The organism is Mesorhizobium temperatum (genome assembly GCF_002284575.1).
In the GTDB taxonomy this organism is placed as follows: domain Bacteria; phylum Pseudomonadota; class Alphaproteobacteria; order Rhizobiales; family Rhizobiaceae; genus Mesorhizobium; species Mesorhizobium temperatum.
On sequence record NZ_NPKJ01000075.1, the window covers coordinates 20,923 to 34,843 of the forward strand.

Sequence of the window (13,921 nt, forward strand, 5' to 3'; positions counted from 1 at the left end):
ACTTGAGCTCCGCTATACCCGCCCCACGATCCAAGGGCAGGAGAAGCGATCTTGTGCCTGTTTCTATCCTCTATTTTTGCTCCTGTTCGTCGGTCGGCCGACGACCCCAGCGGCGATCGGCTCGATGCGCTTTTCTGCGCGATCCAGACGGCCTGGGCGTGGACGATGCGAAGCGAGCGATACGGCGCGCCGGAACATCTCGATCCGCTCGAGGGATGGATCGCCGATCCATCCCTCCGCGAGATCCAGGAACCCGCCGGTCCGGCTTCAGCCTGGACCCGGCGCCTCATCGGCTCGGCGTCTACTCGGCTGCGCCGCTCTTGGAAGCCAGGGTCGGGCCGGCTTCAGGCCGTCTGCGCCGGAATGTCCTGCGCAGAGCAACGTAGAAGACCGGCGTCAGGAAGAGGCCGAACAACGTCACGCCCAGCATGCCGGAGAACACGGCCGTGCCGAGCGATTGGCGCATTTCCGCGCCAGGCCCGCTGGCGATCACTAGCGGCACCACGCCCAGGATGAAGGCGAATGCCGTCATCAGGATCGGCCGCAGCCGCAGCCGGCAGGCCTCGACAGCCGCCTCGACGGCGTCAAGGCCGCGCTCCTCACCTTGGCGCGCGAACTCGACGATCAGGATTGCGTTCTTCGCCGCCAGGCCGATGAGCACGATCAGCCCGATCTGCACGAGGATGTTGTTGTCGAGACCGCGGAAGGCGACGCCCAAGAGGGCGGCCAGCACGCTGAGCGGGACGATAAGCACGATGGCGAAGGGCGTAATCCAGCTTTCGTATAGCGCGGCGAGCGCCAGAAAGACGAACAGAACCGATAGGCCGAAGATGAAGACCGCCGTGTTGCCGGTCTGCCGCTCCTGGAAGGCGAGTTCAGTCCATTCGAAGGAAGTGCCCTGCGGCAGCGATTCGGCTGCGATCCCCTCCATCAGGTCGAGCGCCGTGCCCGTGGCGACACCCGGCGCTGCATTGCCCTGAAGCGGCACGGAGACATACATGTTGTAGCGTTGCACGAGCGAGGGACCGGTGACGTCGCGGATCTCGACCAGTGTGCCGAGCGGCACCAGGTCGCCGGCCGCCGAGCGCACCTTCAGCTTCAATATGTCGTCGCGATCGATGCGGAAAGCCTGGTCGGCTTGCGCCCGCACCTGGTAGACGCGACCGAAGGCATTGAAATCGTTGACATAGGCGGTGCCTAGATTGATCGACAGCGTCTCGAAGATGTTGGGGATCGGCACGTTCAGCATGCGCGCCTTGTCGCGGTCGATCGCCAGGAAGAATTGCGGGCTGGAGGCCGAGAAGGTGGTGAAGACGCCCATCAACCCGGGCGTCTGGTTGGCCTTGCCGGCGATTTCGTTGGCCAGCGCCAGAATCGGCCGCATGTCGGCGCTGTTGCGCTCCTGGAGCATCATCTTGAAGCCGCCGGAGTTGCCGATGCCCCGCACTGGCGGCGGCGGCAGCGCGATGATGAAGGCCTCCTGGATGCTTTGCAGGCTGCCAAACAGCGTGCCGATGATCTTGTCGGAAGTATCGCCGCTCTCGAGCCGTTCCTCGAAGCTCTTGAATGGCGCGAAGATCACGCCGGAATTGCTGGCGTTGGTGAATGTCGCGCCGTTGAATCCTGCGAAGGCGACGGCGTTGGCGACACCCGGCGTCTCGCGGATGATATCCGACGCCTTCTGGATGACTGCGTCCGTTCGGGCGAGCGAAGAGCCCTCCGGCAATTGCACGACGACGATCGCATAACCCTGGTCCATGTTCGGGATGAAGCCGCGCGGCACCGCCTGCAGCATGTGATAGGTCGCGTAGAGCAGGCCTGCGAAGACGAGCAGCATGGCGGCAAGCGCCAGAGTCGTGCCGACCAGTCTGTGCACCAGCCACGCATAGCCGTCCGCCATCCTGTCGAACCCGTTGTTGAACCCGTTCGCCAGAGCGCGGCCGAACCTTGCCAGGAAGAAGTTCGAATGTTCCTCGATGTGCGGCTTGAAAAGCACGCCAGCGAGAGCCGGCGAAAGCGTCAGCGAGTTGAATGCGGAGATCGCGGTGGAGACCGCGATGGTGATGGCGAACTGCAGGTAGAACTGGCCGGAAATCCCGGGAATGAAAGCCGCCGGAACGAAGACGGAGATCAGCACCAGCGAGATCGCGAGGACCGCGTTTCCCACTTCATCCATGGTCTTGTGCGCAGCGGCGCGCGGAGCGAGCCCCAGCCGGATGTTCCGCTCGATATTTTCCACAACCACGATGGCGTCGTCGACAACGATGCCGACCGCCAGCACCAGCCCGAACAGAGTGAGCATGTTGAGCGAGAAGCCGAAGGCGAGCAGCACGGCAAGCGTGCCGATCAGCGAGACCGGTATCGCCACGATCGGCACGATCGCCATGCGCCACGACTGCAGGAACACGATGATGACGATCACCACCAGCAGGATCGCCTCGGCGATGGTGACATAGACCTCGTTGATAGATTCGGCGATGAACTCGGTCGGATTGTAGATGATCTCGTAGGCTAGCCCCTCCGGGAAATCCTCCGAAAGCTCCGCGATGGTCTCCTGGATTTCTTCCGCCGAGGCCAAGGCATTGGTGCCCGGCCGCTGGAAGATGCCGAGCGCCACCGCCGCCTTGTTGTTGAGATAGGAATTGGTGACGTAGTCCCTGGCGCCGAGCTCTATGCGCGCCACGTCCTGCAGGGAGATCAAGCGGCCGTCCTCGGTCGACTTGACTATGACATAGCGGAAGTCGCGCGCGTCTTCGAAGCGCCCTTGCGTGGTGACCGTATACTGGAAGGCCGAGCCGTCGCCAATCGGCGGCGCGCCGATCGAGCCGCCCGACACCTGGACGTTCTGGTCGCGCAGCGCCTGGACTACGTCGCCTGCGGTCATGCCGTAGGCGGACAGCTTTTCCGGGTCGAGCCAGACGCGCAGCGAATATTCGCGCTCGCCGAAGATCTGCACGTCGCCGACGCCGTCCAGTCTCAGCAGGACGTCGCGCACGCGCGAACGCGCATAATTCGAGACGTAGAGCTGATCATATGTGTCGTCGGGCGACAGCATATGGATGACCATCATCAGGTCGGGCGAACTTTTCGCCGTGGTGATGCCGAGCCGGCGCACCTCTTCCGGCAGGCGCGCTTCGGCGATCGAGACGCGGTTCTGGACCAGCACCTGCGCCGCGTCGAGATCGGTGCCGGGGCGGAAGGTGATGGTGAGCGACATCGAGCCTTCGCCGGAGGAATAGGACGACATGTAGAGCATGTGCTCGACGCCGTTGATTTCCTGTTCGATCGGCGTCGCCACGGTCGCGGCGACCGTCTCGGCGTCGGCGCCCGGATAGGAGGCGCGCACCACGATGGTCGGTGGCGCGATTTCGGGATATTGCGCGACCGGAAGCTGCGTATAGGCGATGCCGCCGACGAGCACGAGCACGATCGACAGCACCGCCGCGAAGATCGGGCGGTTGACGAAGAAATGGGCGAAGTTCATTGCGTCTGCCCTTCGGCTTCAACCTTGGGCGGCAACGTGGTCATCTCGGACTTGACGGTGACGCCCGGCCGCACTCGCACCAGCCCGTTGATTACCACGGTCTCTTCGCCGGTGAGGCCCTCGCGGATAACGCGATAGCCGTCGATGCGCGGGCCGGTGCGGACCGGCTTGGCCGAGATCAGGCCTGCCTCGTCGACAACGAAGACGATGCGGCGGTTCTGGTCGGCGCCGATCGCCTCGTCAGGCAGAAGCACGCCCGGATGCGGCAGCGAGCCGGGCACGTTGATGCGGCCGAACATGCCCGGCTGCAGCACGCCGTCCTTGTTGTCGAAGCGCGCCCTGGCCCGCATCGTGCCGGTAGCTTCGTCCAGACGGTTCTCGGCGAAGTCGAGCTTGCCCTTGAACGTCGCTTCATCACGGTCGGCGACACGGACGACAACATCGACGCCGCCGGCGCCCTCCTGCATGACGCCGCCGCGCTCGCGGGCGTCGCGCGCATAAGCGAAGTAGGTCCGCTCATCGATGTCGAAATAGAAGTCGATCGGGTCGATCGAGACGATGGTGGTCAGCACGGTCTGGTCGGCCTGCACCAGATTGCCCGGCGAGATGAGCCGGCGGTCGACCCGGCCGGAAAACGGCGCCTTGATCTCGGTGAATTCGAGATCGAGACTTGCGTTTTCAAGTGCCGCCTCCGCGCCGTCCAGTTGCGCTTGGGCGGCGAGATATTCGCGGCGGCGGTCGTCCAGTGTCGAAACCGGTATGTTGCCTTCGCGCGACAGGGTCTCGGCGCGCTCGAACTGCATCTTGCTGAATTCGACCAGGGTCTTGGCCGAGTCGACCTGCGCCTGCGCCTGGTTCAGCGCCGCCTTGAACGGCCGCTGGTCGATGGTGAACAGGAGGTCGCCCTGCTTGACCAGCGTACCGTCCTGGAAATGGACCTGGTCGAGATAGCCGCCGACGCGGGAGCGCAGCGAAACCTGGTCGACGGCTTCGAAACGGCCGACGAACTCATCGTCCTCGACGATATCGCGCACCAGCGGCTTGGCTACCGTGACGACGGGCGCGGGAGGCGCTTCCTGCGCCTGTGCGGCCGGGGCCGCGAGCAAGCCGATCGCCGCGAAGGCCGCGGCGGCGAGCCATTTTGCAGGGACGTTTCTGCTGGAGGGGGCGGCCAGAGAATCGTGGCGGAGGCGTGCAGTGTGAACCATGGTTACCCCTCGTAATCGGCCCTTCATGCGAAGTCCGTAACATCTAGGCAGCGGGCGTGCCGCACAAATCAATTTTTTGAACTGACCACCACAAGCGACAGCTTGCTATAGAACAAACATCGAACATCATCAACCTTGACAAGGAAGCGGCTAATCGGGGAGCGCGAACGCACATCTCGCGTTTATCCGCTGCGTAGGCATCGCCATGCGCTCGAGCTAAAGCGGATCTGACAAGCCATTGCGCATCCCGACGTGCGGCGGTTCTGTCGGGAGGAACAGGGCCGCTCTCGCATAGAGGTCCGACCTGCTTCTCATTCTGACGAGCGGCGAGGTCGCCTGGGTTCTCCGGTCCTAAATGGGGATCATCTATTCGTCGAGCGCGATGCTCGCACCACTATCGTCGATATCTTCAAATCCCGGCATGATGTCACCAGCCAGCAGCTTCTCCTTCGACAGCAGCCCGGCATCTTCAAGCGCCTCGAAATCCGGCAAATCCCGCAGCGTGTCGAGGCCGAACTCCAGCAGGAATTCTTTTGTCGTAACGTAGGTGTATGGCGCGCCTGGCGTCGGGCTGCGCGGGCCCGAAGCGATCAGCTTCGCCCCGCGCAGATGGCCGATCAGATCGCGAGAAATCTCCTTCCCGAAGAAGGACGACAGTTCGGCGCGCGTAATCGGCTGAAAGTAAGCGATGCACATCAGCACCAGCACGTCCCCACAAGCGGCGTGATGCGAATTCAATGGCAAGACGTCTCATGGTTCCAAGGCCCCACCGGTGTACTATGTCGACCCCAGCTACTTTGCCGATGTCCGTGACCTGATGCACCAAGCCTTGAGGTCGGACTGGACCTCGGTTTTGGCCACCGAGTTGCTGAAAACGTCACGCGTCAGGATCATAAAGCAGGCACGCTTCCAACGCGGCCTGATGATGACGGTCGTGTCTTTCGTCGTGCTGGGAGGCGAGCAGTTTTTGCGCAGCGTCGCCGTCATTCAATGAGAAAGTGTAGCGGGACGAAGTCCCAGAGAATGGTGAAGGCCACCCGAGTTTTGTCGGCGAAAAGCCCCCGCTCCTCCATCCAATCAGACAGTTGGGCATGATCACTCCGCGCCCGAGAAACAGAATTAACCACATTCGAAGAAGGCGAAGGGCGGTTGGGTTTGTCACCGATCCGTCTCGCGTAACATGTTACTGTTGGAATTGGGGGCATCCGCAGCACGTCCAGGCGCAAAGGCAAGGAAGATGCCGACCTTAAGCAATGGCCGTGAACTCATCGTATGGAACGAACCCGAGAATCCCAATCCGACCCCTGACGCGGTCCTTTTCAGCATTACGGAAACAGACGGCGAGGTAATCGGACCGATAGGCGCAAAGCCGGATTTCCCTTTCGGTGGGATCGAACTAGCTTCGGTCGATGTCTTCGACGGCTTCTTCACCATCACCAGCTTCACCCACGAGGGCAGGACCGAAACCTGGACGACAGTGGAAACGCAGGTCTTCGACAACGAAGGCAATTTACTGCGCACCGTGTCCGACCAGGCGGCCTTCCAGTCGGTCCAGATCGTCTCGATCAGCGCCGACAGCCCCGACGACCTCACGGTGACATGGATCGGGGCGAACGAATATTTCGGCGGCGAAAACACCCAATACGGTCAGCACCAGATCATCTTGAAAGGGGGCGTGCTTCAGTCCGACACCTTCGTTAATCACGCGCCCACCGTTGCCGACCTGGACTTGTCGATTTCGCAGGCGCAATCTCTCGACGACGTCAAGTTCAGTGCGGCAGATGCCGACTACGATCTCTTGAACTTTATCGTCGTAGACGGGCCGGACAGCGGCACCCTGGAGCAGGAGACGAGTTTCGACGGTAACTACTACCCGTTTCATCAGGGTCATTATGGCACTACCCTGCACTATCATGCGGATTTTCTGAGCGGAAACCTGTTCGACTACACGCCGGAGGCCGGCTTCATCGGCACCGACAGCTTTACGGTTTACGCTACGGACGGCCAGGGCAACAGCAATGTGGCGACGATTACGATCACGGTCACTCCGCCAGCTGAATCCATCACCCTGACCGACGCCAAAAACATCGTGAGCTACGCAGGCTATGATCATGCCGTGCTCGTCGCCGCGGTGGGCGGCGGCGACCGCATCAGCGGCACCCCGTTCAACGATACGCTCGACGGCGGTGCCGGCCACGACCAGCTGTTCGGCGGCGCGGGCGCCGACGACATCATTGGAGGCGCGGGCACCGATTGGCTGAAGGGCGGCGCTGGCGATGACGAGATCAGCGGTGGTGAGGGCGCAGACGGCATCCGCGGTGACACTGGCGACGACGTCCTCGACGGCGGCGCCGGCTCCGACGACATGCGAGGTGGTGCTGGCGACGACATCCTCAATGGCGGCGCCGGCCGCGACCGGCTGGCCGGCGACGCGGGCAGGGATGTCTTCGTGTTCGACACACTTGGGCCGGCGAACTACGACAGGATAGAAGACTTCAATGCGCTCGACGATGTGTTCTGGCTGGACAGCTCCGCATTCGTCGGGCTGTCGGCCGGCTCGCTTTCCGCTGCGGTTTTCGTCGTCGGCAAGCACGCCATGGATGACAGCGACCACATCATTTACGACAAGGAGACCGGCGATCTGCTGTTCGATGTGGACGGGGCAGGAGGAGCGGCGACTGTCAAGTTTGCCGCCCTGGACCCGAGCACATTCCTCACAGTGGACGACTTCTTCGTGTTATAGGCGCGCATGGTGGGGCGCAGCTAAATAGACCGGGCGTAATCGCGCCCATGCGCAGGATTTCCTCCCCATTGCGCAGTAAGGGGCGTCAGGGCGAGCCTTCATGACCGACTGGCTGGTATATGCAACGGTGAGGCATGATTTCGACGAACGCGGCTATCTTTTCATCCGCATTGAGAAACCTTGAGCAGAATGCTTATCGGATTGGCGTCTCGCCGCGAAACAGCGGCTGGTGCGCCCGCATCAAGGCGGTAATCCGGTCGGCGACTTTTCGTACCGGCGGGGAGTGACGTTCCTCGTGATGGGTGACGATCCATTGGTCGGTTTCGAGTTCGGGGATAGGCTGAGCGACGCGAACCAGCCGCGGATCGCTGTCACCCACGAAGCACGGAAAGATCGAAAGGCCGGCGCCGGCGGCCACCAGTTCGCGCACCGAATGGGTGTTGTTGCCGCGCACGGCGATGCGGTCGCCGTGATGGGCTCGCAGCCAGCGCGCCGAGGCAATGTTTGCCCCTTCGCCGGTGACGCCGACGAACAACCCGGCGGCGATGCCGTTGATCAGGTGGCGTCCGGAATAAATGGCGTGGGCGACCTTGCCGCTCTGACGGCCGGCCAGCCACTGCTCGGTCGGGCGCTCGCTGCGGATGCCGATGTCGGCGGCACGGCGGCCAATGTCGACGCGGTCGGTGGTGGTGACGAGCTCCACCCTTATTCCGTCATCGACCGTCCAGATCTCGCCGATATGGGCGGAAACGAAGGCTGAGGTCCATGGCCCGGCCGAGACGCGGACAATGCGGTCGGGCAGGTTTCCCTCGCGCCAGCGGGTCAGCGACTGCATTGCTGCCTCGACGTCTTCGGCGCGCCGCAGCAGTTCTTCACCGACCGGGGTCAGCCGGTAGCCTGTCTGCTGACGCACGAACAGCGGTTCGCCGATCTGCTTTTCGAGCGCGGTGACGCGTCGTCCAAGGGTGGCTGCGCTGAGGCGCGTAGTTCCCGTCGCCGCGCTCAAGCCACCCAGCCGCGCAACGTCGAGAAACAACCTCAGATCGTCCCAGTCGATATCCATTTTGCAGAAATGAAAAACTCCTTGCGACCGTGGCTGTAGCGCGAAGCGGGCATCACGCGCAAGTATGCAGGCATTGGAGGCGTTGGACAATTCTGCTTGGAGCGACAGTGACAAGTGCCTCGGCTGGCCAAGAAGCCAGCGCAATCCTTTCGATCGCGCATGCGCTTCGCGCAGATGCTTTGCGCTTTCGACCAACCCAAGCGCGCGGGCTTTCTGCGCGCCAAAGGAGACGATCATGTTGTATAAACTTCGACACCGTTTCGCCCGCTGGCTTGCCTATCGCCAGACGCTTGCGAGCTTGAGGCAGGCCCCAGACAGCACACTGGCGGATGCTGGCATTTCTCGCGAAGAGATCCGCGAGCATGCCCGCCACGCCAGCCTGCGTCGTTGAGATAATGGAGGCGGGGATGCAGATGATGGAGCTTTGGGATGGCCGCTCGGTACCGCGCATCGGGATCGGCACCTGGGCGGCGGGTGGCGCCGCGCGCTGGCGTGACACCGCGACCATCTATGGCGAGGCAGCGCCCGCAGCGCAATTGTATGGACGTCACGCTGCTGAATATCAACGAGTATCCGATCGAGCGCGCCGGCGAGGTGTTCGGTACGCTCCGGCCTGTTGCACCAGAAGGGCAAGATCGGCGGCTGTTGGCGCGAGGGAGGAATAGGGTCGCTATGTTCGACTATTTGGCTGTCGCGGAACTATACGGAACGTTACGGGAAGAGTTCTGATTTTGGCCCACGAGAAAGTCAATGAAATCAACGTTCCCGGCACACCTCCGAGCCCCACCAAAATCTTTCAACATCAACGGCTTGTGGCCAACTTCGCTGAAGTGGGCCAATCGAGCTTCGCTATCCCCGCAGCGCCCAGCACGAGCGCGATCCAGGGCCATGCCGGGACGCCCAGTCATCGTCCAGGGCCATCCCGGACGGGGTTAGCCGACTTCTAACTCACAGCGATGCGCACGCCGGTATCATCGAAAAGATGCAGATGGCTGGTATCGAACTTCAGATCCACCGTGTCGCCGGAAGCCACCGGATATTGTCCGGCGACAACCGCTAGCATGGTCTGGCCGCCGCTTGTCCTGGTGTGGACGATTGTCTCGGAGCCGAGGGCTTCCACCAGCGCGACGCGCGCCGCAATGTCTCCCTTGCCGGCATCGGCGAGGCTGATGTGATGCGGCCGCAGCCCGAGCGTCACGTCGCCATTGGTCGCGCTGACAATCCCGTCGATCTCGAATCCAGCTGATCCGTCCAGCGTGAGGCTTGACCGGCCAGTGCCCCCGGCTGCCACCTTTACCGGCAGGAGGTTCATACGCGGTGCGCCGATGAAACCGGCGACGAACAGATTGGCCGGATGATTGTAGAGCTCGAGCGGCGTGCCAATCTGCTCGATGCGGCCGGCGCGCAGCACGACGATGCGGTCGGCAAGCGTCATCGCCTCGATCTGGTCGTGCGTGACATAGACCATCGTCGCCGACAGCCGCTCGTGCAGCGCGGCCAGTTCGGCGCGTGTCGAGATGCGCAGTTCGGCGTCGAGATTGGACAGCGGCTCGTCAAGCAGGAAAGCGGTTGGATTGCGCACGATGGCGCGGCCGATCGCGACGCGCTGGCGCTGGCCGCCGGAGAGCTGGCCGGGGCGTCGGTCGAGATACGGCGCGATTTCCAGCATCCGCGCGGCTTCGGCGATGCGCGCATCGATTTCGGCGCGCGCCATACGGGCGTTCTCCAGTCCGAAGGCCAGGTTCTGGCGCACGCTCATGTGCGGGTACAGCGCGTAGGATTGGAACACCATCGCCAATCCCCTGTCGGCGGCCGGAACGGTGGTCACGTCCTTGCCGTCGATCGCGATGGCGCCGCCTGTCGGCCGATCAAGCCCGGCGATGAGCCGCAGCAGCGTGGACTTGCCGCAGCCGGAGGGGCCGACGAAGACGATCAGCTCACCGTCAAGAATATCGAGATTTATGTCGTGCAGCACGCCGATCTTGCCGAATGCCCTCGATACGTCGGTGAGTGTGATCTGGCTCATGGTAGCCTCTATTTCAGACCGGAGCCGGCAATGCCGGTGGTGATGAAGCGCTGAAGGAAAATGAACACCAGCACGACCGGGATCATGGTGACGACGGTCATGGCCAGGATGTAATGCCACTGCACGTTGAGTTCGCCGGCATAGGTGTTGAGCCCAACCTGCAGCGTATAGACCTCCTTGCGCGACAAAACGATCAGTGGCCAGAGGAAGTCGTTCCAGCGCCAGACGACGGAAAAGATCGCGAGTACCGCCAGCGCGGGGGCGGTCAGCGGCAGGATGATGCGCCAGTAGATCTGCCATTCGGACGCTTTGTCCATGCGCGCTGCCTCGATCAGCTCGTCGGGAATCGTCAGCATGTACTGGCGTAGCATGAAGACGCCCGTGGGCGTCGCCACTGTGGGCAGGATCACGCCCCATAACGAATTGAACAGTCCCATTGCCGAGATGACCGAATAGAGCGGCACCAGAATGACGGAGAGCGGCACCATCAGCGTCGCGACGATGAGCATCATCACGGCCGAGCGTCCCCGAAAATTGTACTTCGACAGTGCGAACGCAGCCATCGAATTGGTCAGGAGCGTAATCAGGGTGGCGACCACGGTGACGAAGACCGAGTTGCGCAGGTAGAGGAAGAAGTCAAAGGCGAGGAAAGGCTGGACATAATTGTCGAGCGCGAAGGCGATGCTGCGCTTGGGCGTACGGTTCTGGATGTTGACGCGTATGATCTCGCCCGGGTTGGCGGGATCGACCATCTGCGCGACGGTGCCGAGGCGGCGCACTTCGGCGAGCACGCGCACGCTGCCGTCGTCATTGCGCACTTCGAATAGCTGCAGCGGCTCCTCGTACCCCTCCACGATAGCTTCGGCGGTGACATAGGGCAAAACAGTCGGGGGGAACTCCGCCAGCGCGGCAGGCGTCTTGAACGACGAGTTGACCAGCCAGAGCGCCGGGCCGAACATGACAATCAGTCCGCCGATCAGCCAGAACCAGGTGAAAACGTCGGTCCAGTGCCAGCCGGCGCCGCCGCGCCGGCGGAACAGAAATTCCGCAACCCTGCTCATCGCATTTTGCCCCGCTGCTCGTTGCGCCTTGCGATGCCCAGCTGGATCAAGGTCAGCACGACCAGCACCGCTCCCATGAGGATCGAGGCCGCGGAGGCGAGCCCCGGATTGCGCAGCATCGAGGCGAAGCCGACCTCGTAGATGTACTGCGTGAGGAACAGCGTGCTGGTCCCGGGACCGCCGCCGGTCAGCACATAGACCTCGTCGAATATCTGCACGGCGCGGATGAGTGTCAGCACCAGCACGACCAGGAGGTTGGGCGCCAGCAAAGGCAGCGTTATGCGCCAGAAGACGCGCAAGGGCCGGGTTCCGTCCATCTCGGCGGCCTCATAGAGGTCTTTCGGAATGGCCTGAAGGCCGGCGAGAAGGATCAGCGCATAGAAGCCGACATGGGCCCAGACCGATACCATGATCGTCGCCGTGAAGGCCCAGTTGCGCTCCACCAGCCAGTTGACCGGGGTTCCGCCCGCCTCGAACACCATCAGGTTGAGCAATCCCTGCCGCTGCAGGATCCAGCGCCAGATGAGACCGACCACGACTGGCGACAAAAGCACAGGGAAGAAGAACACGGCGCGCCAGAAACTGCGCGCACGCAACTCACGGTTGAGCACGAGCGCGGTGACAAGCGCCACGGCGACCATCATCGCCACTTGCAGCACGACGAAGGCCAGGGTGTTCCAAACCGCGATCCAGAACAGGTCCTCGGTGCAGCTCTTCGGATCGAGATAGCTGCCGCAACTGAACAGCCGCCCATACTGATCGGCGCCGACGAAGGTGCGGTCGCCGAGGAACAGCGCCCCGCCACCGGTCATCGAATAGAGGATGTTGATGACCAGCGGAAACAGCACGAAAATGCCGAACACCAGCATGTTCGGCGCCAGGAAGAACACGGCCATGCCATTGCTGCCCGTGCGCCGTTGCAACATGCGCAGTGGCGCATCGAAAACATTCGCAAGCCAGCCGACCGGCGCCAGGATCATGGCGCCGGCGCGGGTTGCTATGCCGTTTCGGACGTCTCCCATGACACTGCCGCGACGCTACTTCGATGCCTCGGCCACCTGTGCCTTGATGTCCTCGTCGATGCGGACGAAAGCCTCGTCGAGCTTCAGCTCGCCGGCCATGACCTGACTGATGCGGGTCACCAGCGCGCCATAAACCGGAGTTCCCCATTTCCATGCCGGCAGGGCGGCGGCATTCGGCGCGATCTTGCCCGACGCCTTCAGGAAGGCTTCGAGCGACGCCTTGACGTTCTCGTCATCGGTCTTGTAATCGATCTTGCCGGCGAGAACGCCCTTGTGTGCGGGCAGGAACAGGGTGCGCTCGGTGAATTCGCGCATGATGTCCTCGCGGCCCAGGAAGTCCATCACCTTGCCGACTTCGGCGGCGTTCTTGGTGTATTTGACGGCGACCAGCGCGGCGCCCCCCGGCATGCCGGTGCAGGCGGCGGTGCCGCACGGCGAGCCCGTCGCCACCCAGTCGAAGTTCTTGCCGATCTTGCTGGCCAGGTTGGCAACCTGCCAGCTGCCCGAATAATAGTAGGCAATCTGCCCATTGATGAAGTCGTCGGCCCCGGCGCGATAGGTGGTGCCCGACGCCGACACCCAGATCTCCTTGTTCATGCGGCCGTCGGCAACCCAATTGACCAGCTTTTCGGCGAAGGCTTTCGTGCCGGCGTCGATCGGCGCCGGCAGTCGATCACCGCCGATGTAATTGGCGCCATAAGAAATGTTCGCCGCCGAGATACGATGGCCGCTGCGGTCGATGGCAAAGGCTGCGTTGAGCTGCTGGCTCTGCTGCACCTTGCCGGCCGCATCGACCCATTCGTCCCAGGTTGCGGTGTCGGCCGGGATCGGCACGCCGGCCTGTTCGAAAAGCGTCTTGTTGACGAAGCCGCCGGTCAGCGTGAGCTGGGTCATGAAACCCGGAATGACCTTGGAACCGTCAGGGCGCATCCAGTCGAACTGGTCGCCGAAATTCGTCTGCCAGTATGCTGGATCGGCAACCACAGGGGTCAGGTCGAGCCAATGATCGGCGAGTTCCTTGATATTGGTGACGCGGGCGATATCTGGACCCCGTCCTGCCTCGAGTTCGACCGGAAGCTGCTCCTGGACAACCTTGTAGGCGACATTGTCGAGAATGACGTTGATGTCCGGATTGTCTTTCATGAAGCGGTTGAGCAGGTCCTGTATGACCTCGCCCTCGACGCCATCCGAGTACCACATCACGCGAACGTCGCCTGCGAACGCGGTCGACGACAGAAGGCCCGCCGAAAGGCCCAGGATTATCGAATTCATTCTCATGGTTCACTCCTCCGCTTTTGCGGTCTTCACCGCTTG

The 13,921-nt window shown here is 62.6% G+C and carries 10 protein-coding genes and 1 pseudogene; 3 read left to right on the forward strand and 8 right to left on the reverse strand.

Annotated features, from left to right (window positions below):
- Positions 1-301 precede the first annotated feature (301 nt).
- The 3 genes and pseudogenes from CIT26_RS31910 to scpB form a co-directional block, all read right to left on the reverse strand.
- Positions 302-3,484: an efflux RND transporter permease subunit gene (locus CIT26_RS31910; RefSeq protein ID WP_095496267.1), complete on the reverse strand. Its 3,183-nt coding sequence runs from the start codon at positions 3,482-3,484 to the stop codon at positions 302-304.
- On the reverse strand, positions 3,481-4,692 hold the full coding sequence (locus CIT26_RS31915; RefSeq protein WP_245319633.1) for an efflux RND transporter periplasmic adaptor subunit: 1,212 nt from the start codon (positions 4,690-4,692) through the stop codon (positions 3,481-3,483). Before CIT26_RS31915 ends, CIT26_RS31910 begins: the two co-directional genes overlap by 4 nt.
- A gap of 366 nt (positions 4,693-5,058) precedes the next feature.
- Positions 5,059-5,403 (reverse strand): annotated as a pseudogene (gene scpB / locus CIT26_RS31920) (SMC-Scp complex subunit ScpB); the annotation flags it as partial.
- Between the two features lie 61 nt (positions 5,404-5,464).
- Between scpB and CIT26_RS31925 the strand changes: the two are divergent.
- Both CIT26_RS31925 and CIT26_RS31930 read left to right on the forward strand, forming a co-directional pair.
- Positions 5,465-5,686 (forward strand): hypothetical protein, encoded by a 222-nt coding sequence (locus CIT26_RS31925; protein WP_206072841.1) that lies wholly within the window; start codon positions 5,465-5,467, stop codon positions 5,684-5,686.
- 243 nt (positions 5,687-5,929) lie between these two features.
- Complete coding sequence (locus CIT26_RS31930; RefSeq protein ID WP_095496268.1) at positions 5,930-7,435, forward strand: calcium-binding protein; 1,506 nt, start codon at positions 5,930-5,932, stop codon at positions 7,433-7,435.
- A gap of 193 nt (positions 7,436-7,628) precedes the next feature.
- Here the strand turns inward: CIT26_RS31930 and CIT26_RS31935 are convergent, their stop codons facing one another.
- On the reverse strand, positions 7,629-8,498 hold the full coding sequence (locus tag CIT26_RS31935; protein ID WP_165848571.1) for a LysR family transcriptional regulator: 870 nt from the start codon (positions 8,496-8,498) through the stop codon (positions 7,629-7,631).
- A gap of 235 nt (positions 8,499-8,733) precedes the next feature.
- Between CIT26_RS31935 and CIT26_RS36255 the strand changes: the two genes are divergently transcribed.
- Positions 8,734-8,889, forward strand: coding sequence for a YjiS-like domain-containing protein (locus CIT26_RS36255; protein ID WP_143747964.1), 156 nt, complete (start codon positions 8,734-8,736; stop codon positions 8,887-8,889).
- A gap of 552 nt (positions 8,890-9,441) precedes the next feature.
- Here CIT26_RS36255 and CIT26_RS31950 read toward each other — a convergent pair.
- From CIT26_RS31950 to CIT26_RS31965, 4 genes are read right to left on the reverse strand one after another with little or no spacing between them, the layout of a single operon-like run.
- Positions 9,442-10,524: an ABC transporter ATP-binding protein gene (locus tag CIT26_RS31950; protein ID WP_095496271.1), complete on the reverse strand. Its 1,083-nt coding sequence runs from the start codon at positions 10,522-10,524 to the stop codon at positions 9,442-9,444.
- A gap of 8 nt (positions 10,525-10,532) precedes the next feature.
- The gene (locus tag CIT26_RS31955) at positions 10,533-11,585 is read right to left on the reverse strand and encodes a carbohydrate ABC transporter permease (RefSeq protein WP_095496272.1); all 1,053 of its coding nucleotides are present in this window, start codon (positions 11,583-11,585) and stop codon (positions 10,533-10,535) included.
- Positions 11,582-12,607 (reverse strand): carbohydrate ABC transporter permease, encoded by a 1,026-nt coding sequence (locus CIT26_RS31960; RefSeq protein ID WP_095496273.1) that lies wholly within the window; start codon positions 12,605-12,607, stop codon positions 11,582-11,584. The genes CIT26_RS31955 and CIT26_RS31960 overlap by 4 nt, the downstream gene beginning before the upstream one ends.
- Before the next feature lie 15 nt (positions 12,608-12,622).
- Positions 12,623-13,885 (reverse strand): ABC transporter substrate-binding protein, encoded by a 1,263-nt coding sequence (locus CIT26_RS31965; protein ID WP_095496274.1) that lies wholly within the window; start codon positions 13,883-13,885, stop codon positions 12,623-12,625.
- Between the last annotated feature and the right edge of the window lie 36 nt (positions 13,886-13,921).

Bases quoted from the DNA above. Each gene is read 5' to 3' on its own strand.
- CIT26_RS31910 (WP_095496267.1), bottom strand. From the start codon at position 3,484: ATGAACTTCGCCCATTTCTTCGTCAACCGCCCGATCTTCGCGGCGGTG.
- CIT26_RS31960 (WP_095496273.1), bottom strand. From the start codon at position 12,607: ATGGGAGACGTCCGAAACGGCATAGCAACCCGCGCCGGCGCCATGATC.
- CIT26_RS36255 (WP_143747964.1), top strand. From the start codon at position 8,734: ATGTTGTATAAACTTCGACACCGTTTCGCCCGCTGGCTTGCCTATCGC.
- CIT26_RS31955 (WP_095496272.1), bottom strand. From the start codon at position 11,585: ATGAGCAGGGTTGCGGAATTTCTGTTCCGCCGGCGCGGCGGCGCCGGC.
- CIT26_RS31930 (WP_095496268.1), top strand. From the start codon at position 5,930: ATGCCGACCTTAAGCAATGGCCGTGAACTCATCGTATGGAACGAACCC.
- CIT26_RS31950 (WP_095496271.1), bottom strand. From the start codon at position 10,524: ATGAGCCAGATCACACTCACCGACGTATCGAGGGCATTCGGCAAGATC.
- CIT26_RS31965 (WP_095496274.1), bottom strand. From the start codon at position 13,885: ATGAGAATGAATTCGATAATCCTGGGCCTTTCGGCGGGCCTTCTGTCG.
- CIT26_RS31915 (WP_245319633.1), bottom strand. From the start codon at position 4,692: ATGGTTCACACTGCACGCCTCCGCCACGATTCTCTGGCCGCCCCCTCC.
- CIT26_RS31935 (WP_165848571.1), bottom strand. From the start codon at position 8,498: ATGGATATCGACTGGGACGATCTGAGGTTGTTTCTCGACGTTGCGCGG.